The sequence below is a fragment of the Gemmatimonas sp. genome (genome assembly GCF_046594945.1).
Taxonomy (GTDB): Bacteria; Gemmatimonadota; Gemmatimonadetes; order Gemmatimonadales; family Gemmatimonadaceae; genus Gemmatimonas.
Genome location: NZ_JBKJRB010000143.1, coordinates 43,262 through 64,037, shown reverse-complemented (window position 1 = coordinate 64,037; position 20,776 = coordinate 43,262). Strand labels below are relative to the sequence as shown.

Sequence of the window (20,776 nt, the reverse complement as noted above, 5' to 3'; positions counted from 1 at the left end):
TTCTTCGTCGTGACGCCGTGACCTCGCCTTCTGCTGTTCCCGGTGCCGCGCCCGACGCGACACTCGCCGCCGTGTCGTTGCCGCTCGGTCGCGTCGTCGCGACGGAAAAGAAGCCGAATACGCCGCATGAGTTCCATTTCTGGACAGCGATCGATGCGCCGATCGGCATCGGTACGATCGTGCGTGTCGAGGGCAACACGCCGGTGGAGGCGGTGATCCCGCGCGTGTACGGTGTGGTGGTGGAGGGCGTCAGCTACAGCGATCTGCAATCGCCGCTGCACGATGTGCTCGGGCACGACGGACGGCCGCACGAGGGGCCGCGGTCGCACACCGATCGTACTGAGATCCGGCTGTATACCGCGTCGGTCTTGCGACACATCCCCGAGGAGCCGCTGCAGCCCGTGCCACTGGGCGCGGTGTATCTCGCCGACGACGCCGACGTGGCGGTGGCCCTGCGCATGGACGGATATATCACCGGCGAGTCGGCCACTGGTATTCCGGTGGGCGTGTATCGCGCCGGTGGCATGCGGTCGCCGATTTTCCTCGACGCCGATTTTCTGGTCGGACCCGAAGCGGCGCACCTGAATATTTCCGGTGTCTCGGGACTTGCTACCAAGACCAGTGCGATCGAGTGGCTGTTGCAGTCGATCTTCGCGCACTTTCCCGGACATCGCGGCACGGTGGCCGCGGTCTGCTTCAATGTGAAGGGGCCGGACCTCTGCTTCCTCGATCAGCCGGGAAAGCTCGAACCGGCGGATCTCGAGATGTACGCGATGCTCGGTGTGCCGCCCACGCCGTTTCAGGACGTGCGCTACTTCGCGCCGTTCACCGCCCGTGGCTTTGCGTTGAATACGCTGCGGTCGCACCCCGCACTCGCGGACAGTGTGTCGCCACTCACGTGGGGACTCGGCGAGGTGCTGCAGTTTGCCGAAGTCCTGTTGAATAAAGACGACCTCGACGCCAAAGCGGACGCGCTCATCGACTTCATCCGGGAGCGCGTCGTCGGGAAGGACTTCGAAGAAGCCGGCTTCTCCCGCACGCATCGCGTGCAGTCGTTCGCCGACCTCGATGCGTGGTTTCGTGATGTGTTGCGCAAACTGGAAGATTCCAACGGTGACACGTGGCGCACGCATCACGCGGCGACCGTGCGCAAAGTCCGGAACCGGTTGTCCAATCTCTCCACGCGGTGCGCGGGACTCGTCACCGATGACGGCGCTGTCTCCGATCTGCCGTTTGGGAGCTTTGTGGATCGCGCGGTGTATGTGCTCGATGTCGCCAACGTGGAGGAAGACGCGCAGGATCTCGTCTTTGCCCGCGTGGTGTCTCGGCTGCGCGAACAACTCGAGCGACGGGAACTCGGCGTGGATCACGTCATCGTCTTCGTCGATGAGCTGAACAAGTATGCGCCTCACGATGGTCCCGATACTTATGTCCGAAAAATGCTGCTCGATATCGCCGAACGCGGCCGCTATCTCGGACTCGTGCTGTTCGGCGCCCAGCAATTCCGTTCTCAGGTGCATCGTCGCGTGACCGGCAACGCGGGCACAGCCCTGTATGGACGCATGGACGGCGACGAGCTCGCGTCCCCGGGATATCAGGTGTTGAGCCCAGCGATCAAAGCGCGTATGGCCACACTCGACAAAGGACAGCTCATGGTGCGTCATCCGCATTTCACGCAGCCGGTGTTCGTACGCTTTCCGCGCCCGTCGGTGATGTCGGGCCGCGAGGGGGTGGAACGGTTCCCGCAGGCGCCGGAACCGTCGCTGGCGCAGGCCGTCACGCGGGAGCTGCGTCGACTCGATGACACCATTGAGCTCGGCTTCGTACAGCAAACGATTCTGTTGTACGACGAGCATGTCGTGCTCGCCGCGCGCAATGCCGTGGTGCGCACCCGGCCGGACGACGTGAAGCGCGCGTTCACGCGTGAATTGGCCCGCCGTGCGCGCCCAACCGCCAGCGAGGTCGAAGCCGTGACTCCGCGACCGCGCGCCCTGCGTTCGTTTTCACCCGACGAATACGGCGGATGAGGTTGTCGATCCGAGTCCGCGGGTGGCTGATGGCCCGGGTGTGTTGCGCGCTGACTGGCACGAGCACGCTCCTGCTTCTGCACATGTTTCTGTTCATGCTCGTCGGTGCGCCACGGGTGTCTGCGCAATCCATGCGCGCGGGTCCCGATGGCGTAACGCTCATCGTGCGGCCGCGGGTGGGTGATACGCTCCGCTTGCAGATGGAGCAGACCATCGAGATGAGCGGACGGCGCACCGAATCGTCGGTGCCGGCGGTTGGCTCGGGGGCCGGTATCGATGGACGTCGCGCCGGCGGAAGTGCGCCGCCGGTACGGAAGTCGCCGGAGTACGGTCCGCGTCGCGCCCGCGCCTCGCTCCGTGTCACCAAGCTCGTGATGTACGCGCACTCGCTCGTCGAGGCGAGCGACCTGTCGTCCACGACCCTGCTGGCCACGACGGACTCGATGTCCATGTGGGCCGGCACTGCCGCCGAAACGGCCCGCCCCGAAATGCTTCCGCTTCCCGCCGACGGACGGCAGGTGCGCGTGCGCGTGACGCCCGACGGTGCCATGCGGGTGAGCGATCCACCGCCTGGGGCGATGGAACTCGGGGCCACCCTGGCCTCGATGCCGGCGCTGCTACCTGACAATGCCATGCGGGTGGGTGACCGCTGGGAGCGCGACATTGTGCTCCCCTCGCTCCCGCTTAGCGGGTATCGCGCCGATGGCGTGGTGCGCACGCGGTTCCGCCTCGATTCCCTCACGCAGGGAGGACGGAACGCGTGGATTTCCATGGACGGTGAACTGCGACGGGATGGTGCGGCCCGTGAGCTGCCGGCTGGGACCCGGGTGGTGACTGCCGGGACCGTGCGCGGCACGATGGTTCTCGATCGCCTGCGTGCCTGGATCGTCGATGCCCGTACCGTCATCGACGTGCAGTCCGAGGTCACGCCCGGCCCCGCCGAGGTGGCCCGGCCGATGTTACTCGACCTGCGCATCGTGCAGCGCATCCGCATCCGCTGAGCGGCGAGCGCGCCGCTTCGTGCTTTGAGCCGGCGGGTTCGTTCTGTAGCTTGCGGCATGCGCCTGGTCCACCTCAGCGATCTCCATCTCGGATTCCGCCAGTATCAGCGGCTCACGCCGACCGGAATCAACCAGCGCGAGGCTGATGTCGCCGCGACGGTGTCGCGTGCGGTGGCCCAGATCATCGGGTGTGCTCCCGACCTGATCGTCGTCGGCGGCGACGTGTTTCACACGGTGCGCCCGTCGAATGGCGCGATTCTCCACGCGTATCGCACCTTTCAACGACTGCTCGAGGCGCTCCCGAACACGAAGATCGTCATGGTCGCAGGGAATCATGACGCGCCCCGCACCGTGGATTCGGGGTGCATACTTCGGCTGTTCCGGGAGATCGGCATCAAGGTCGCCGATGATAAGCCCGAGTTATTTGAGTTTCCCGAGCTGTCCCTGTGCGTTATGGCTGTGCCGGATGCGCCGGGCGTTGACCGCCCGCTGATGACGCCACCGGGCGGATTCGCTCACAACGTCCTGTTGATGCACGGCGAGATCGAGGGAATGCTCTCGGCGCAAGTCGCCTCGCCGGAGCGGACCGCGATCGAGATACCGCTCAAAGAACTTCATGCCGACAAGTGGAGCTACGTCGCGCTCGGCCACTACCATGTTTACCGCAAGGTGGCGGATCGCGTTTTTTATAGCGGCTCCATGGACTACACCAGTTCGAATCCCTGGGGAGAGCTGCAAGAGCAACGTGAGCGATCCGTGCCCGGCAAGGGATTCGTCGAGCACGACCTGAGTACAGGCGCGCATCGCTTCCATCCGGTGGCCCCGTCGCGTCCGTTGTTGGACCTCGAGCCGATCGACGCGAGTGGCATGGGCGCGGTCGAAGTCGACAGCGCGCTGAGGGCGCGCGTCGACAGCGCGATCGGTGGAATCGACGGTCGCGTCGTGCGCGTGACGGTGCGCAACATCGCGCGCCATATCGTGCGCGAGCTCAATCACGAGGCGCTGCGCGATTATCGCAAACGCGCCATGCATTTCCATCTCGATACGCGCCGGCCTGACGTCTTGGCGCGTCGTGGGAACGGGGAAGGCGCGCCGGGCCGTCGGGCCACGTTGCCGGAGCTGGTGGCCGAGCGCCTCAACGAGCGACCGTTGCCGTCGGGCGTCGATCGCGAGGCACTCGTGTCGCTCGGTTTGCGCTATCTGCAGCAGGCGGAAGAGGCAGCGATGGCCGCCCTCCCCGTGCTGGAGGGCTGACTCATGCGATTGATTTCGCTCCGTCTGCAGAACTTCCGGCAGCACGCCGACACGCGCATCGAGTTCGAGCGAGGCCTCACGGGTATCATCGGCCCCAACGGCTCGGGCAAGTCCACCCTGCTCGAAGCCATTGCCTGGTCGCTGTACGGGACCTCTGCTGCGCGTGGCACCCGCGATTCCATCCGCTTCTCACGCGCGGCGCCTCGCGCCTCCGTGAAGGTGGAGTTGGAGTTCGAGCTCGCCAGTCACCGCTATCGCGTGGTCCGTGGACTCACCAACGCCGAGGTGTTCCTCGACGGGGGCGATGCGCCGGTTGCGAGCACGATTTCAGGAACCACTGAATTCCTTCAACGGCGCCTTGGCATGACGCGCTCGGAGTTCTTTCACACCTACTTCACGGGTCAGAAAGAGCTCGATGTCATGGCTGCGCTCGGTCCGGCCGAGCGGGCGCGCTTCCTGTCGCGCGTCTTGGGCTATGACCGCATCAGCGGTGCGCAGGAGATTGCGCGCGAGCGTCGTCGGGCCCTCATGGCGGAGATCAACGGCCTCAAGCAGGGCATGCCCGACGCCGACGCTATCTGGCGTGGTGTGGCCGATGCCGAGGCGCGGCTCGCCGTGGCGCGGACGCGCTCTACGGAGGCTGAGGTGGCGCGCATCAACACCGACGAGCGCCTGAGCGCCGTCGCGCCGCAATGGCTCGACGCGCAGGCCCAGCGTGATCAGATGCAGCAGTTGCTGGCCGAGCTGCGCGTAGCCGAGAGCGAGGCGATGGGATTTGCCCGCGAAGTGGAGCGGCTCGACCGTGAACTGGATGCGGTGGCCATCGCGCACGGGGAACTCGCGCCGTTGCGGAACGCGACGCTGCCGCTGCCCACGCTCCGTGTGGAACTGGAATCACTCGAACAGCTCGCCGCGGCCGACGCACGACGACAGACGTTGATGGAGGGTGTTCGCACGCTGGCGGAGGATGACGCCAAGCTGGCCGAGCGCGCCGCGCGTTTAGAATCGGCGCCCGCGCTGGAGCGCGAGTCTCAGGCGCAGCTCGTGACATTGCGGGGAACGCTTCCCGACGTAGAGCGTACACTCGACAGCGAGCGTACGGCGTGGGCCAAGGACGGTCAGGAGGCGGAGACGCGACTGGACGGCCTCCGCCGGCAGTATACGGAACTATCGGAGCAGCGCGAGACGCTCGAGGGGTTGGGCGAGCAATCGCCGTGCCCGACCTGCGGACGGCCGCTCGGTGCGTCATTTCGTAGTGTGCTCGATTTGCTGAATGAGCAAATCGAGACAGTGCGTATCGATGGCAACTACTACCGGCAGCGCGTCGAGCAGTTGGCTGCACTGCCGGCGGCAATCGAGGCGCTTGACGAGCAACGTCGGACCATGCAGCTGGAGCTGTCGGCGGCGGAACGGCGGTTGCAACGGATTCAGAATGCGCTGGCCGAAGCAACCCAAGTGGCCGATTCACGCAAGGAGCTGGCGGCGCGACTCACACAAGCTACCGCGCAGCTGGCCGCGCTTCCGCTGGGGTATGATGCGCAGCGGCACCGCGCGCTGCGCGACGAGGTCGTGCGGCTGCAGGAGCTTGAAACGAAGGCGGCTCGTGTGGGCGGCCTCGTGGAGCGCGAGGATGTCACGCGCACAGAGCGCATGCGGATCACGATCATTCGTGACGCGGCCCGTACGACCGTGGTCGCGCTCGAGCGTCAACGCACCGCGCTGGGCATGGACGACACGTCGTACCAACGGGTGCGCGATGCGCATGAGCGAGCGTCGGCCGAAGCCCGTCGTGCCGAACTCGATGCGGTGAGTGCCGCGGGCGAAGCGGAGCGGGCCCGAGCGGCGCTCGATAGCGCCGAGCAGGGACGACGTGATCTCGCGCGATTGCAGGAGACGCTGGACGCGCTCGAGAAGGACAAGCAGTTGCATGATGAGCTTGACCGCGCGCTCACGGACCTGCGAACCGATCTCAACTTCCAGCTTCGTCCTGAACTGGCCGCCATCGCCAGCAAGTTTCTGGGTGAGCTCACCGATGGACGTTACCGGGAACTCGAGTTCGACGAGGACTATCGCGTGCTGATCATGGAAGACGAGATTCCGAAACCCGTGATATCCGGCGGCGAGGAGGACTTGTGCAACCTTGTTCTGAGACTGGCGATTTCCCAGATGATCGCCGAACGGGCAGGACAGGCATTCTCCTTGCTGATTCTTGACGAAGTCTTCGGGTCACTCGACGAAGGTCGTCGAGCGAACGTGGTCGATCTTCTTCGCAACCTTCATGGCCGATTCGAGCAGGTCATCGTGATCACGCACATTGAGCAAGTTCAGGAGGGTTTGGATCGCGTGCTCATGGTCGAGTACGACGATGCACGAGGGTGCAGCGTGGTCCGCGCCAGCTCGCGTGCGATCAATGCCGACCCGTCGGAACAGGACGCGTTCTCACGGGCCGACACCAGTGACGCGCGTTCGCTGGCGCCGTCATGACCGCATCGCCGCGCAGCTGGCGTAACTCCCGTCCGCTGGAAGGGCCCATCGTCGCCACCGTCGACGACATTTCGCAGTTGAACGAGGTATTCGCCGAGGCCTTCACCGAGCGCTATCGAAAGGATGGCATGGCGGGCGTGCGTGTACCGCCACTCAATCCGTCGATCTGGCGCTACGCCATCGAGGACGCCGGCGACGGGGCGCTGTGCTGGCGCGATGAACGCGGGCGTATCGCGGCGTTCAACATGGTGCATCACTCCGGCACCGAAGGCTGGATGGGGCCGCTTTGTGTTCGCCCCGACAGCCAAGGCGCGGGACTTGGAAAGATCATCGTGCAGAGCGGGATGCGCTGGTTGCGCCAACAGTCCGTGAAAGTGATCGGACTCGAAACGATGCCGCGCACGATGGACAATATCGGGTTCTACTCGAATCTCGGCTTCGTGCCCGGCCATCTCACCGTCACGCTCACGCTCGACGCGGCACTGGGCGAGCAGGCGCCGCAGTTGCTGTCACGGTTGTCGTCCCACGAGCAGGAAGCCGCGATCAGCGCGTGTCGGGCGCTCACGATGCGGGTGCTGCCCGGGTACGACTTCACTCGCGAACTCGAGCTCACCGACCGCCTTACGCTGGGAGACACCATTCTGCTGGGGCCGCTGGACGCCCCCACCGGTTTCGCTGTCTGTCATACCGCGCCACTGGTGGAGGGGCGGACGCGGGACGAACTGCGCGTCCTCAAGCTCGTGCTGGCCCGCCGGAGCAGCTTGCCGCAGATGCTGGGCAGCCTCGCCGATTTGGCGCGCCGCACGGGCACCCGGCGCGTCGCGATTCGCCTGCAGGGCGACTATCCAGATGCGTATCGTACGCTGGTCGCGCTCGGCGCACGGGTGCGCTGGACGGACCTGCGGATGAGCGCCTACGGCTGGAACGAAGTGCCGCCCCTCGAGGGCATGGTGCTCTCGAACTGGGAGATCTAAGCCGGCGCGGTTAGCGCTTCTGGTTCGGTCCCGAGGGCGTATCGCGCACGACCAGGCGCCAGATAATGAGAAAAACGCCTCCAGTGAGCATCAGGTGGATCCATCCGGGGGCATCGGTCGTATACGTAACACCGCCCCACGCGACGAGCATCACGATTCCGGCAAGCATGTAGAAGTCCATGTCGTAATCTCGCATTGCGCGCGCCGTGGCGCACCATGTACACTATCGGCGTGAAGTTCGACCCCTCCGGTGTCGATACTCGACCAGTGTGCGGGGCGGAGAGAATTACCTCTTGAGCCGATAAGTCCTAAGGAAAGGTCCGACAGACTGCGTTCACGTCACGCCCCAGTGCGGGGAAGGCGACCGCGTGGTGAGGACCTTATCAGTATTCTTTGGGCTTCAAGATCTCCTCTTCGTTCCGTATCTTTTGCGAAAGCCCCGCCACTCGGCGGGGCTTTCGTGTTTTCGGCGAGGACCCCGCCCTTGCCTTGCCGGCGTGCACCGACGGTACGAGTTTGCGGAGGGAACCGCTCCCCCTTTCGGACTGTTCGTCCCATATGTCTATCGTTACCGCAACGCGGCTGCTGCGTTTCAACGCCGCCCACCGCGTTCACAATCCCGAGCTCTCCGACGAGGAGAATTCCCGCCTGTTCGGTAAGTGCAACAACCCGAACTGGCACGGCCACAACTACACGCTCGAAGTCTCGGTGAAGGGACCGATCGACGAGCGCACCGGTTATGTGATCGACCTCGGGATGCTGCGCGACACGGTGGAACGGCACGTGGTGAGCGTCACCGATCACCGCAATTTCAATATCGACGTGCCGTACATGCAGGGGGTGAACCCGACCACCGAGAATGTCGTCGTGGGCATGTGGCGCGTGCTGGAGCCGGTCGTGGCGCCGGGAAAGCTGGTGCGGCTACGGCTCTGGGAAACCGAAAATAACTATGTCGACTACGAGGGGGAGTAAACACGTGATCCGACCGACGATGGCGGCGCGCGCGAGCATGGCGACGGTCGATCCCGACGACATGGAGACAGACAGCGCGACGCAGGTGGAATTCGAGGGACTCATCCGGCGTCAGCTCGAGATGCTGGGCGAAGACCCCGATCGTGATGGGCTGCTGAAAACGCCAAGCCGCGTCGCGAAGTCGATGGCGTGGCTCACTCGCGGCTACGATCTCGATGCGCGACAGGTCATCGGCGATGCGATGTTCGCAGAGAATCACGAGAACATGGTGATGGTGCGCGACATCGAGATGTATTCGATGTGCGAACACCACATGCTCCCGTTCTTCGGAAAGGTGCACGTGGCGTACATTCCGAATGGCAAGATCGTCGGCCTGTCCAAGCTCCCTCGCGTAGTCGAAGTGTTCGCGCGCCGGCTGCAAGTGCAGGAGCGACTCGGCGAGCAGATCGCCAATGCGCTCGATGAAGTCCTGCAGCCCAAGGGGGTCGGTGTCGTGATCGAAGCCGTGCACCTGTGCATGATGATGCGTGGCGTCGAGAAGCAGAGTTCACGCACCATCACGTCGTCCCTTCGTGGCCTGTTTCGCGATGACTCCAAAACGCGCAGTGAGTTCCTGCGTCTGGCACACGGCCCCTCGGCGTCGTACTGAGCGTGTTGCGGTGACCGCGAGCGCGTCGGCCACGCTTCCGGTGCTCCACGGCGTGTCGGTCGTGGTCACCGGCGCGTCGCGCGGCATCGGCCGCGCGGTCGCCGTCGCCCTCGCGGCGGCGGGTGCGCAACCGTTTCTGATTTCCCGTTCGGCCAGTGATCTCGCGCGTGTGGCGACTGAGATCGGCGGTGGCGCGGTTGCGGTGCCGTGCGACGTCACGAACACCGACGACGTGGCGCAGGCCGTGCAGACCATTTGCGAGCACCGCGCTGATGGACCGTCGATTCTCGTGAATAACGCTGGGGTCTTTCCACTCGGCCCCATCGAGCGCACCGACCCAGCGCGCTTCGAGCAGACTCTTCAGGCGAACCTGCTGGCGCCGTTTCGCTTCCTGCATGCGTTCGTCCCGCTGATGCGGGCGGCCGGCCATGGCCACGTGATTACGATCGGGTCGGTCGCCGATCGCAGCATTTTCAGTGGAAACGGCGCCTATTCTGCCAGCAAGTTCGGCGCACGGGCGCTCCACGAAGTGTTGCGCGAAGAACTCCGTGGGAGCGGAGTCCGCGCGACGCTCATCGCGCCGTCGGCGACCGATACGCCCATCTGGGATCCCATCGATCCCGACAACACGCCCGGATTCCCGCCGAGGGCCGCGATGTTGCGTCCTGAAGACGTGGCCGACGCCGTGCTTTGGGCCGTTACCCGCCGTGCCCACGTGAACGTCGACGAGCTGCGGATCAGTCGGGCGTAGCGTTCGTAGCCTCGCCGGACGCCCGATTGGCGTGCAGCTTTGAGACAGCCGACGGCCGCGAGGGCCCTTGGCGCCTACCGCGCCCATCCGGACCGACCATGCGCCGCCCCTTCTATCGCCCGCCGCCTGCCGCGGTGCTGGCACTGAGCCTCGCCGCCAGTACGTTTTTGGCCCCACCCGCCGAGGCGCAGTCCGGGTCGGCGAACACGTTGCCCGCTCCTGCCGGGTCGCTGACGCCCAACGACCTGCTCGACGTTCGAACCGTTTCAGCGGGCGACTACTCTCCTGACGGAACGTGGCTCGTGGTGCGGATTGCGACGCGTCGGGACGGCCTTGGATTCGTCGCCGCCCGCGATGGAGATCCCAGCTATACCCGGCCAGCGCCTGCACGATTGCTCCTCCTCAACACCGAAACGGGCGACACCACGCCGATCGTGAGCGCACCGCGGACCATCGGTGCACTCGCTTGGTCGCGGTCCGGCGATCGGCTCGCCATCGCGACTCGTGACACCCTGCCGCAGCTGTTGATCTGGGACGTCGCCTCTCGAAAGCTGCGCGCCCAATCGCTCGCGGGCGCTCGGTTGGCGGACAACACCGATCTCTCGTGGACGGAAGACGGCCGGCTCCTACTGGCGATCCGAGAGCGGCAGTGGATCGGGGAAGTGCGTGCACGCTTCGACTCGCTCGTGAACGGGCCGGTCTCGGTTCAGGTGGGCACCGAGCCGTTTCTGGCGTGGGATGCGCTGCGCCGTCTCGGAAACCGGGCGATCGTGGTCGCGCTGACGCCGACGTCGGCGAAACTCGACACGGTCATACCGGCCACACAGCTCTCCGCCTGGGTGGTGTCGCCAAGCGGGCAGTTGGTCAGCTGGCGCGAAGATCGTAATGCGAAGACCAACTATGAGGGCGGCCCTGCAAGCGAGTCTCGATGGCTCGCGCGGCGCGGCCGCGACAGCGCGCGTGTGATCATCGCCTCGTTGCGTGGGGTGACGCTCTCGAACGCCGCCGATGGCGATCATTACGCGTATGCGCGCGATGGAGCCGTGTACGTCGCGAGCATCACCGACACGACCTCGCGACGATTGATCGGTGCGCCACCGCGCGCCAAGGGTGATACGGTGCGTGGTCCGCGCGACTCAGGGCGCGACTCCGTTGCCCGCGCCGCCGAAGAGCGGTTCACGCTCGTGAACATCTCGCCGACGGGAGATGCAGTGCTCGTGTCCTCGCGCACCGGCTGGCATCTGGTACGTGTTTCCGACGCGACCCGCCGCACGATCGTGGCGATTGCCGACACCATTCGCGGTCCGCGCGTGCTCCTCGCTGACTGGAGTGCTGATGGTCGAACCGTGTTGCTCGGCATGGCGTCGCGCACGGATTGGAACCGCGCCCTGCTGCGCGTGGACGTCGCTACCGGCGCCGTCGACACGCTGGTGCGCGATGGCCGGTTGTACGGCCAGCCACGCGTGAGCCCGAACGGCGCCAGGCTCGCCGTCACAATCGGCGCGAACGGAAGACCGGCGGATCTCTGGATCGCCGACGCCGCGTTCACGGCACCGCGGCTGGTCGTGGCGTCCAATCCGCAGCTCGCGTCGCGCGCGTTGCCCACCACCAAGCTGGTGCCGTACCTCGACGCCGACGGCCGGTCTCAGTTTGGTGTGCTGACGCTGCCCTCGGCTGCGACGGGCCACTTGCCGACCGTCTTCAGCGTCTACGAAGACTTCTTCGACGACAGCTTCGACGCTACCACGATGTATCTCGCCAGCCGTGGATACGCGGTCATGAAACCGTCCGTCACCTTCGAGACGGGATACCCGGGGGAAGCCTGGCTCAAGGGCGTCACCGCGTCGGCGAACAAGCTGATCGAGATGGGGATCGCCGACAGCAGTAAGCTTGGCGTGCACGGAACCAGCTACGGCGGATACGCGACGAACTTGCTGATCACGCAGACGAACCGCTTCAAGGCCGCCATCAATATTTCCGGCAAGGTCGATCTCGTGTCGTTCTACACCGACTCGCCCCGACTCGGTGTGCGCAATGTGAACGCCGCCGAAAAGACGCAAGATCGCATCGGCGCGACGATGTGGGAGCAGCCGCAGAAGTACGTGCAGCACAGTGCGGTGATGTTTGCCGATCGGATCAAGACGCCACTGTTGCTGGTTACCGGCGGCGAAGATCACAACGTGCCGGCGATCAACACCCGCGAGATGTATTTCGCCTTACGCCGCCTGGGAAGAACGGTGGAGTGGGTGAACTACACCAACGGCGGACACGGTATTCCGATGACGAATGCCGGCGAGTTCGTGGATTGGCACAATCGGCTAACCGGCTGGTATGATCGCTACCTGAAACCGGCGTCCGCGAGACCGGCCTCGCAACAGGAGCTGCTGAAGTAACGAGCGGCTATCATTCAGCCATGCAACGTGACCTGCTTGACGCGCTCCGCTGTCCCGGCACCCACGACGAGAGCTGGCTGGTGGCCGTGGTACTGCAGGCCCGCGGCTCTCGCCTGCTCGTGGCCGAACTCGCCTGTCCCGTGTGCGGCGCCGAGTTTCGCATCGACAACGGGATCGCGTACTTCGACGGGATCGCGCCGGTCACGCCGCGCCCACCGGCGATGCCATTGACGCCGTTCACGCGCGACAGGGTGCTTCGTGTGGCAGCGTTGATGGGTGTGGCCGAGAGTCAGCTGCCGATCGCGCTCGTGGGTCGCTACGCGGCCGCCAGCGACGTGCTCGCGTCGTTCGTGTCAGCGCCGCAGCTGTTGGTCAACAGTGATGCGGTGCTGGTGTCCGCCCCCGGCGCGTCATGCATCGTGGTTGCTGATCGCCTGCCACTCGGCGTGGAAACGCTGGCCGCCATCGCGGTGGATGAGGCGCACGCCAATCCCGCGTTGCTGGAGAGTGCCGCCCGGGCCCTGCGGCTCGGGGGGCGCCTGGTCGCGCCGGTTCACGCGCCGATCCCCTCCGGCATGCGCGAGCTCGCGCGTGATGCCACGGAATGGGTGGCCGAAACGACAGCGCGCGCCAGCGGGCTGGTTGAACTCCGCCGCCGCGCGCCTGAATCGGTACCGTAACAACTACTCCTCGTACAAGCTGTCGATGAGTGGCTTGTAGGTCTGGTCGATCACGCGACGCTTGACCTTCAGCGTCGGCGTGAGTTCGCCGCGTTCGACACTGAAGTCATGCTCGAGCAACGCGATCTTCTTCGGCGACTCGTAACTCGCCAGTCCGGCCAGCTGCGTCTTCACTTCCTTCTCCATCTTGGCGTTGATCGTCGGCATTGCCACCAACTCGGCGCGGCTCGTCCAGACGATGTTCTGCGAGGCGGCCCACTTCTCGAGCTGATCCCAGTTCGGCACCACGAGCACCACGGGGAACTTGCGCTTGTCTCCCAGCATCACCGCCTGCGACACGTACTTGTTGGTCCGCAACATGTTCTCGATTGGCTGCGGGGCAATGTTCTTGCCGCCTGCCGTCACAATGATGTCCTTCTTGCGATCGGTGATACGCAGGTAGCCGTCGACCAATTCACCGATGTCCCCGGTATGAAACCATCCCTCTTCGTCGATGGCGTCCTTCGTGGCGTCGGGCTGATTGTAGTAGCCCCGCATGATGTGTGGTCCGCGTGACAGAATCTCGCCATCGGCCGCGATCATCACTTCCACCCCGGGAATCGGTCGGCCCACGCTGCCCAGCCGGTAATGTTCGAACGTATTCGTCGAAATGACCGGAGACGTTTCGGTGAGGCCGTAGCCTTCGAGGATGATCAGTCCCGCGGAGTAGAAGAACTTCGCGATGTCGGGCGAAAGCGGTGCGCCACCCGACACGAAGAAACGCAGGTTCCCGCCCGTGCGCTCCCGGAGCTTCGAGAACACCAGCTTCTGTGCGAGCGCGTATTGCAACGCGAGAAAACCGGCCGGTTCGCGCCCAGCGAGCTTTTCGTCGGCCCACTTCTCGCCGACGTTCTTCGCCCAGAAAAAGATGCGCTGCTTGATCGCACCACCGGCCACGGCGTTCTCCACCACACGCGCGTAGATCTTTTCGTACAGGCGCGGCACCGACATCATCATCGTCGGCTTCACTTCGCTCATATTCACCGGTACCGTGTCGATAGACTCGGCGTATGCGATGCGCACGCCGTTCGCGAACAGGAAGTAATCGCCGGTGCGTTCGAAAATGTGGCTGAGCGGAAGAAAGCTGAGCGCGAGATCGCTGGTGCTTACCTGCAGTGTGCTCTTCGTGGCGATGACGTTCGAGTACAGGTTGTCCTGCGTCAGCATCACGCCCTTCGGATTCCCCGTCGTGCCCGACGTGTAGATCAGCGTGACCAATTGATCGGGGGTGACGGCTAGCGCATCACGCTTGAAAGTGGTGGCGCGCTCGATGTTGTCTACGGCGGCGCCCTTCGCTTCGATCTCGGCGAGGGTGAGGTCGCAGCCGTCGACTTTCGTGGCCGCGAAGCCGATGATCCACTGAAGCCCAGGCACCTCATGGCGGATCGACGCGACCTTTTTCGCCTGATCGGCGTTCGACACGAAGATGGCGCGCGCGCCCGAGTTGTTGAGCAGATACGGCAGTTGATCGGCGGGAAGCGTGGGATAGATCGGCACATCGGTGATCGCGCTGCAGATGCAGGCGAAGTCCGCGATCAGCCACTCCGGACGGTTCTCCGAGAGAATGGATACGCGATCCTGCGCGACGATGCCCAGTTCGGCGAGGCCGAGTGCGGTGTGTCGCACCCGCGTCATGATGGTGCGGTGCGACATCGGCTCCCATACGCCGCGCACCTTCGTGCTGAGCGCATCGGTGCGGTCGAATCGCTCGACGGCATCGAAGAACAGCGCGTTGATCGTGCCGTGCGGGGGACGCGGTCCACCGGAGGCATAGCGTGACGAGGCCGGAAGACCGTTCATCGTCACGTTCAGGGCAGGATTGGAATCAGCCGCGACCGAAGTCATCGCCATCTCCGACTGGAGCGAAAGGCAGGGCAGAGGCGCATCGGCATAACGAACCGGAGCGACCGCCAGGTGGGATCAGTGAAATTGCCTCTCGGCGCCGTCTGGCGGGAGTCCTCAGGACGATCCGGACCCACGTCGAACGGGGGCGGTGAGCCGAACCGGTGAGCCCTTCAGGGGTTGGCCCTTGTATGTCACGGTGGCGCGCACCACCACCGACTCCACGGCCGCACCGACCGGAAACCGCAGCGCGCGCACGCGCACTCGCCGTCCTGCGACACCATTGTCGTCGGTGGTGTCGACGGTGCTGGCACGACCTTGGTCATCGATCAGATAGGCGTCGGCCATCGTGTCGTTGGTCGGATTGGCCGGTGACAGCAGCTGAAAGCGTACGGGCCACGAGCGAACCCCCGTGACCACGCTGGCTTGGAGATGCCGCACCGTGACGGTGAGCGCCTTGGTCGAGTTGCTGTCGAGTCCCCGACGACCGGTGTCGGGCAAGCTCGTGCCCAATATGTCGGTGAGGCTGGCGCCGTCAACTGAGTCCGGGCGGGTCACGATGCGAATGCCGCGCAACACCTGCAGCGAGCCGCCGATGCGTGCGGCAATCCGCTTGTCGCCTGCGACAAGCTTCTTCGCAACCACGATGCCGGTGGCGGAGTCGATGGCCAGCGCCGAGTCGATGTTGAAGTCGGCGTACAGGTAGCGCGGCGTCGCATCGTCGATGACATCACCACGCACGTTGAACACACGGGCACGTACCGGCGTCACGATACCATCGATGTTGCGCAGCGTATCACCGAAAACCACCGACGGCGACGGGAACGGATCGAGCTCGATCGCCGCGGCGTCGTTCGGACCGAGCCCCACTTCCGAACAGGCCGTGCCGATGCCGGTGGCGCCGATCACCGCCGATACCAGCAGCGCTCCGGCGCGACGACGCGCGCGTACCGACGGTGTCACGCGAAGCGCTCGGCGAGCCGCGTCGCGATGTTCACGTACGCCTGGCTGGCGGGATCGGCCGGATTCCGCAGCACCACCGGCTGACCGGCGGCAAATGCATCAGCGGTGGCAGGCGTGCGCGGAATTGGCGTGTCGAACACGAGATGCTGCGGCAGATGTTCACGTACGTAGTGCACGACCCGCTCCGACGCCGGATTTCCCTGTTCGAACATCGTGAGCAGAATGCCTTCGAGCGTGAGCTCGTCGTTGATGCTGATCACGTCCTGAATGGCGCGCAGAATTTGCGGTGTGGTTTGCAACGCGAGCGGCTCGCACTGCAGCGGCACGACCACGTGCTGACTCGCCGCCAGCACCCGACGGGTGATCGCACCGAGCCCCGGTGGCGTATCGACCACCACCACGTGACAGCGTTCGCGCGCCATGGCCAGCAGATCGGCCAGCACGGTGCTCTCGCCGACGCGATGTTGGAAATCCGAATGATCGGCGGACTCGCTGACGCTGCCGGCCAGGATTACGCGGAGCCACGGAAGCGCGGTGGGCAGAATTACTTCGCGCAGCGCTTTTTCGCCACGCAAATAGTCATCGAACCCGACCGTGGGGTGGCCGCGGCGCAGGCCGACACCGTAGCGGACCGCGCCCTGCGGGTCGGCGTCGATCAGCAACGTTTTCAGTCCGCGACGCGCGAAGGCGACCGCCAGGTTCACGGCGGTGGTCGTTTTGCCGACGCCACCCTTTTGGCTCACGATGGAGAGCACGCGTCCCACGTCAGCCCTCATCCATGTAGGCCGATCCGTTGTCATCGCCCGACGGCGACGACGGATCCTGATCCTGGCCAGCCGCATCGTCCGGTGCACCCTGCAACTGCGCCAGTGTGCGCTCGGCGTGCGCACGGAATCGGGCGGACGTCGGATCCTGCTCCGTACTGAATTGAAGGAACGACTCGAGATGCATGGCGGCGTGCGCCGAATCACCCCGCTTGAGCAGCAGAAACGCGAGGCCGTAATGAGCTCCCGGCGATTCGGCATCGAGCTGCAGGGCGCGACGATACGTCCGAATGGCCTCTTCGGGCTGCCCGGTCTTGGAGAACGCAATGGCGATATTCTGCAACACGCCGAGGTCATCGGGTCGCTCGCGCAAGGCGAGTCGATACGACGTCAGGGCGTTTGCATAATCGCCGCGCGACTCGAGATCGAGCGCTTCAGCCAGGAAGTCCGTGTGGCGCGGATCGCGCCCGGACGAGCCGCCCACGAGGCGGCGCCACCAAGTCATGCGCGCGCAGTAGATCAGAGAAAGAAAAAAGGAGAGCGGCGATTGATGCGCAAAGCTATCGGGAGAGCGCGTGGCCAACAAGTTGCCACAGCTGTTGCGAGGGGAATCCACGTTGCCGCACGGCACGCTGAGGGCTACACTCGGGTTACACTGCGGGATCCCCAACCGGAGTACCACGATGACCGCACCTCAGCCGTACGCGCCTGACCCGTCCAAGGGCGTGATGATCGTGGATTGGCCGCTCTTCGGAGAGCTGGCTCGTGCGCTCGCCGTGCGCGTCGCGCGCGAGTGGAGTCCGGAGCTCGTCGTCGGCATTGCCACGGCCGGCGTCGTGCCGGGGGCTGCGGTGGCGGCGATTCTCGACTTGCCGTTCCACTCGATTCTGATCTCGCGACGCTACAGCGCTTCCCCAGTGCGCGACACTCCGGCGGTGTTTGGGGCCGCGCCGAATGAGGTGCGCGGCAAGCGCGTGCTCGTCGTCGACGAAACCTGCGATTCGGGTCAGACTATGCGGCTGGCGATCGCGGCCGTCGGGAACGCCGGCGCCGCGGAGGTGCGCACCGCCGTGAGCTTCAGAACCGGCAGCTTCGCCCCGGACTACTTCGCGCTAGCCACCCAGAGTACGATCGTGTTGCCGTGGGACCGCGACATTCTGATCGACGGTGAACTCCGGCCAAACCCCAAGTACGCCGGGTTGATCTCCGAGGTCTGATGGGGAAAGCGATTAGGCGCTGGTGGCGGCCCGCTCGTAGGGGATGCCGCGTTCCATCGCTTCCCAGACGTAGTTGAGCACGTCGACCGAACCCAGCAGAAAACGGCATCGGCCATCGCGGGCTGACTCTGGAGTCACTTCGAGCACGGAAATTGGCGCATCGGCCAGCCGTCCGAAGAAGCCCGCGAACAGTCCCGTCGACACCGGGCAGCCGCTCGCGTCATCGGCCGCCTCGCCCCAGTTACTGCCGTCGAGCACCATGACCGCTTCGCTGAGGGACGAGAGCTGGACGAGCCCCCAGCCGATCTCGAAGAAGTATTCCCGAAGCAGGATTGGGAAACGGCTGTCGAGCAGGTCATCGGGACCGTGTTCGCTGCGATCCGCCAGCCACGCCGAGAAGTGGTCGAACAGGGCCTGTCCGGCGGCATAGCCCGCGTCACGGACGGCATCGACCGGGACGGCCGGAGACGCCTGTTGCGTAGACCGGCGGAGCCCGTCGAAGAATTCGACGGGGACCGTCACGGTACGGGTGGTCAGGAAAGGAAGCGAAGTGCTCATGTTCCCGTGACGCTCGCCCACTGACGCGGTCACGTCAAGCGGGGAGGGCGTGATGGACGATGCCCGGAGTGTGTCGGTCATCGTCCGGTTCGCCGGATCAGCTCGGTTTCGTCGATAACTTCGATACCCAGCTCGAGCGCCTTGTCCAGCTTGCTGCCTGCCTCCTCGCCGGCCACCACGAACGTGGTCTTCTTGGAGACGCTGCTCGTGACCCGTGCGCCGGACGCCTCGACCAGCGCAGCCGCGTCGCTCCGGGAAAGCGTGGGCAGGGATCCGGTGAGCACCACAGTTGCCCCGGTGAGGGGGCCGTCCGCTTGCACCGCGTTCGGCTCGTCGAAGCGGATGCGATGCTCGCGCAGCCGCTCCACGAGTGCGCGCGAGCTGGGGTCGGCGAAATACGACGACACCGACGTTGCGATGATGTCGCCGATACCGCGCACGGCGCCTAATTGCACCGGCGTGGCGGCGATGATCGCGTCAATCCTGCCGAACCGCTTCGCCAGCAACTGCGCCGCCTGCGCGCCGACATGACGGATGCCTAGCCCGAAGAGCAATCGCGACAGCGGTTGCTGCTTCGCGGCCGCGATAGCGGCCACCAAATTCTCGGCGCTCTTGGTGCCGAAGCGTTCGAGCGATACCAGTTGCTCAAGGGTAAGGGCGAACAGATCCGAGAAGTCGGCGATGAAGCCGGCTTCGATCAGCTGCTCAATGCGCGCGTACGAGAGTCCGTCGATGTCGAGGGCGTCTTTACTCGCGAAGTGCACGAGCCCTTCGAGCTGACGTCCCGGGCAGGCGACATTCGGACAGTACGTCGCCACATCATCGCCATACCGATGGGTGGGAGAATGACAGCGCGGGCAGTGCGACGGCACTGCCCACACCTGCTCGCTGCCGTCGCGACGCTCGGGCAGCGGCCCAAGCACGTACGGAATCACATCGCCGGCGCGCACGACCTGCACCCAGTCCCCGTTGCGAAGATCCTTCTTCGCGATCTGATCAGCGTTGTGCAGCGAGGCATAGGTAACCGTCGCCCCACCGACATCGACCGGCTCGAGCACCGCGAATGGCGTGAGCACGCCGGTACGTCCTACGCTGACCTCGATGCGGATCAACTTCGTCACCGCCATGTCGGGTGCGAACTTGCGGGCAATGGCCCAGCGCGGCGTGCGGTCGTTCCGCACACCGAGCTCGTCCTGCAACGACATGTCGTTCACCTTCACCACTCCACCATCGATCGCGAAGCCGAGGCTCGCCCGCGTCTCGTGTTCGACGGTGTGCGCCCACGCCGAGACGTCGGCCATTGTGCGGCATCGCTCGCGGTGTGGCGCCACGGGTATTCCCCACGCGCTCAATTGTTCGAGCAGGTCCCACTGACTGCGGGCTGGCGCATTGCCGTCGGGAAGCACGGCGGCGTAGCCGAAAAAGCGTAACGGACGCTGCGCCGTGATCGATGGATCGAGCTGGCGCAGCGCACCGGCGGCCGCATTCCGCGGATTCACGAACACCGGTTCGCCGGCGGCCACACGTGCTTCGTTCATGGCCTCGAACCCTGCGAACGGCATGTACACCTCGCCGCGAATTTCCACTAGGGCCGGATGACCATCGCCGAGCAGCCTCAGCGGCACGCCGCGGATGGTGCGGATGTTCACCGTGACATCCTCGCCGTCGGTGCCATCCCCACGGGTCGTCCCCGTTGCCAGCACGCCGTCGCGATAGGTGAGCGCGATCGCCGCTCCGTCAATCTTGAGCTCGACTGTATACCCACTCGTGTGCACCGATGCACCAACGACGCGCTCGATCGACTGCTCGAAGGCCAGCAGCTCGCCGTCGTCGAACGCATTGTCCAGCGACAGCATCCGCACCAGATGCCGATGGGTCTGGAACGCGCTTTGCACTGGCGCACCCACGCGGAGCGTGGGAGAATCTTCAGAACGCAGTGTGGGGTACTCGTACTCGATGGCCTGCAGCTCGCGGAACAGCCGGTCATACTCGGCATCCGAGCGAGCGGGACGGTCGAGCACGTAGTAGTCATGTTGCGCGCGGGCCAGCAGTTCGCGCAATTCCGCAGCGCGCTGCACGGTGGGGGATGGAACGACGCTCATGTGCGGAATGTATCTCTGAGGGAGAGATGCGTCATCCGCCGAACCGGCCGCGGTGGTGTATCGGTCGGAACGGATACCACTGAATCATTCACGCGCTCTGGCGCGG

At 65.1% G+C, this 20,776-nt stretch carries 18 protein-coding genes; 11 read left to right on the top strand and 7 right to left on the bottom strand.

From position 1 onward, the window contains the following. The first annotated feature begins 17 nt into the window (after positions 1-17). The 5 genes from ACLL97_RS17425 to ACLL97_RS17405 all read left to right on the top strand — a co-directional run bounded on the left by ACLL97_RS17425 (position 18) and on the right by ACLL97_RS17405 (position 7,740). Positions 18-2,027 (top strand): ATP-binding protein, encoded by a 2,010-nt coding sequence (locus ACLL97_RS17425; RefSeq protein WP_411281751.1) that lies wholly within the window; start codon positions 18-20, stop codon positions 2,025-2,027. A gap of 83 nt (positions 2,028-2,110) precedes the next feature. Then, positions 2,111-3,028: a hypothetical protein gene (locus ACLL97_RS17420; protein ID WP_411281750.1), complete on the top strand. Its 918-nt coding sequence runs from the start codon at positions 2,111-2,113 to the stop codon at positions 3,026-3,028. Positions 3,029-3,085: 57 nt separating this feature from the next. Next, positions 3,086-4,282: a metallophosphoesterase family protein gene (locus tag ACLL97_RS17415; RefSeq protein ID WP_411281749.1), complete on the top strand. Its 1,197-nt coding sequence runs from the start codon at positions 3,086-3,088 to the stop codon at positions 4,280-4,282. A gap of 3 nt (positions 4,283-4,285) precedes the next feature. Continuing rightward, complete coding sequence (locus ACLL97_RS17410) at positions 4,286-6,766, top strand: AAA family ATPase (protein WP_411281748.1); 2,481 nt, start codon at positions 4,286-4,288, stop codon at positions 6,764-6,766. Next, positions 6,763-7,740, top strand: coding sequence for a GNAT family N-acetyltransferase (locus ACLL97_RS17405; protein ID WP_411281747.1), 978 nt, complete (start codon positions 6,763-6,765; stop codon positions 7,738-7,740). Before ACLL97_RS17410 ends, ACLL97_RS17405 begins: the two co-directional genes overlap by 4 nt. A 10-nt stretch (positions 7,741-7,750) precedes the next feature. On the opposite strand, the gene ACLL97_RS17400 is transcribed toward ACLL97_RS17405, so the two are convergent. Next, positions 7,751-7,921, bottom strand: coding sequence for a hypothetical protein (locus ACLL97_RS17400; protein WP_411281746.1), 171 nt, complete (start codon positions 7,919-7,921; stop codon positions 7,751-7,753). Positions 7,922-8,298: 377 nt separating this feature from the next. On the opposite strand from ACLL97_RS17400, the gene ACLL97_RS17395 reads away from it, so the two are divergent. The 5 genes from ACLL97_RS17395 (at position 8,299) to ACLL97_RS17375 (ending at position 13,185) form a co-directional block, all read left to right on the top strand. Further along, positions 8,299-8,712 carry a 6-carboxytetrahydropterin synthase gene (locus ACLL97_RS17395; protein ID WP_411281745.1) on the top strand — a complete coding sequence of 138 codons (414 nt, stop codon included), beginning with the start codon at positions 8,299-8,301 and terminating at the stop codon, positions 8,710-8,712. Between the two features lie 61 nt (positions 8,713-8,773). Then, on the top strand, positions 8,774-9,361 hold the full coding sequence (folE, locus tag ACLL97_RS17390; protein WP_411281778.1) for a GTP cyclohydrolase I FolE: 588 nt from the start codon (positions 8,774-8,776) through the stop codon (positions 9,359-9,361). Positions 9,362-9,371: 10 nt separating this feature from the next. Further along, positions 9,372-10,112: an SDR family oxidoreductase gene (locus ACLL97_RS17385; protein WP_411281744.1), complete on the top strand. Its 741-nt coding sequence runs from the start codon at positions 9,372-9,374 to the stop codon at positions 10,110-10,112. A gap of 98 nt (positions 10,113-10,210) precedes the next feature. Then, positions 10,211-12,505 (top strand): prolyl oligopeptidase family serine peptidase, encoded by a 2,295-nt coding sequence (locus ACLL97_RS17380; protein ID WP_411281743.1) that lies wholly within the window; start codon positions 10,211-10,213, stop codon positions 12,503-12,505. A gap of 20 nt (positions 12,506-12,525) precedes the next feature. Further along, positions 12,526-13,185 (top strand): hypothetical protein, encoded by a 660-nt coding sequence (locus ACLL97_RS17375; protein ID WP_411281742.1) that lies wholly within the window; start codon positions 12,526-12,528, stop codon positions 13,183-13,185. 3 nt (positions 13,186-13,188) lie between these two features. Here the strand turns inward: ACLL97_RS17375 and ACLL97_RS17370 are convergent, their stop codons facing one another. The 4 genes from ACLL97_RS17370 to ACLL97_RS17355 form a co-directional block, all read right to left on the bottom strand. Next, on the bottom strand, positions 13,189-15,069 hold the full coding sequence (locus ACLL97_RS17370) for an AMP-dependent synthetase/ligase (RefSeq protein ID WP_411281741.1): 1,881 nt from the start codon (positions 15,067-15,069) through the stop codon (positions 13,189-13,191). A 114-nt stretch (positions 15,070-15,183) separates the two neighbouring features. After that, on the bottom strand, positions 15,184-16,029 hold the full coding sequence (locus ACLL97_RS17365; RefSeq protein WP_411281740.1) for a hypothetical protein: 846 nt from the start codon (positions 16,027-16,029) through the stop codon (positions 15,184-15,186). Next, positions 16,026-16,793, bottom strand: coding sequence for a ParA family protein (locus ACLL97_RS17360; RefSeq protein WP_411281739.1), 768 nt, complete (start codon positions 16,791-16,793; stop codon positions 16,026-16,028). The genes ACLL97_RS17365 and ACLL97_RS17360 overlap by 4 nt, the downstream gene beginning before the upstream one ends. Position 16,794: 1 nt before the next feature. Continuing rightward, the gene (locus tag ACLL97_RS17355) at positions 16,795-17,298 is read right to left on the bottom strand and encodes a tetratricopeptide repeat protein (RefSeq protein ID WP_411281738.1); all 504 of its coding nucleotides are present in this window, start codon (positions 17,296-17,298) and stop codon (positions 16,795-16,797) included. 178 nt (positions 17,299-17,476) lie between these two features. On the opposite strand from ACLL97_RS17355, the gene ACLL97_RS17350 reads away from it, so the two are divergent. After that, complete coding sequence (locus ACLL97_RS17350) at positions 17,477-18,010, top strand: phosphoribosyltransferase (RefSeq protein WP_411281737.1); 534 nt, start codon at positions 17,477-17,479, stop codon at positions 18,008-18,010. A 12-nt stretch (positions 18,011-18,022) separates the two neighbouring features. On the opposite strand, the gene ACLL97_RS17345 is transcribed toward ACLL97_RS17350, so the two are convergent. Both ACLL97_RS17345 and ligA read right to left on the bottom strand, forming a co-directional pair. Continuing rightward, the gene (locus ACLL97_RS17345) at positions 18,023-18,568 is read right to left on the bottom strand and encodes a hypothetical protein (RefSeq protein WP_411281736.1); all 546 of its coding nucleotides are present in this window, start codon (positions 18,566-18,568) and stop codon (positions 18,023-18,025) included. A 77-nt stretch (positions 18,569-18,645) separates the two neighbouring features. Then, a complete protein-coding gene (gene ligA / locus ACLL97_RS17340; RefSeq protein WP_411281735.1) occupies positions 18,646-20,670 on the bottom strand; it encodes an NAD-dependent DNA ligase LigA in 2,025 nt (674 codons plus the stop codon). Positions 20,671-20,776: the final 106 nt, after the last annotated feature.